1 pseudogene is annotated in these 586 nt (G+C 65.9%); it reads right to left on the reverse strand.

The window, feature by feature from the left end:
• Positions 1-586, reverse strand: a pseudogene (locus B3W37_RS12595) (hypothetical protein); the annotation flags it as partial.

Consider the following 586-nt stretch of genomic DNA (forward strand, 5'->3'; position numbering starts at 1 on the left):
GAGGCCGGTCCCCGCGAGCATGTTGCCGGGGATCGTGATGCTGCCGACCGGGGTGTCAAGCGTCAGCGAACCCGCGCCTGTGCCCGAAAGCGAGGCGGCTGGGAGGTTCGCGGTAAAGGAACTCACGCCGGGGATGGAGGGGACCGTGACGGTGATACTCCCTCCGCCCGAAAGATTCCCGGCCAGCGCCGCTAAGTTCAGCGACGCGCTGCCCGTGCTCGCATTCACGGTGACGGGCACGCTGCCGCCGCCGGAAATAATCGCGTTGTACGACGGCGTCCTGCCGCCCGTGCCTCCGCCACCCGACGGCGGGGGAGGAGGCGGCGGGAGCGTCTGCCACAGGAAGATCGGATAGGTATGGTCCTCGCGCATCTGCCAGACGGTATCGAAGTCCCAGCCCGTAAAGCTCGCCTGCTTCTTCATCTGTGTATCGGTCAAAGCCGTGCCGTCCGCGGAGGAGGCCGCCGCCGTGTCGAGGTAATAGCTGTTGGTGGTGACTGCAAGGCTGTTATTGAAAGCAATCAGACCGCCCGCGGTCGCGCCGTCTGTCGCGGAAACGCTGCCGGTGCTGTAACAGTAGGTGACG

The sequence above is a fragment of the Syntrophomonas sp. UBA5494 genome (assembly GCF_002426325.1).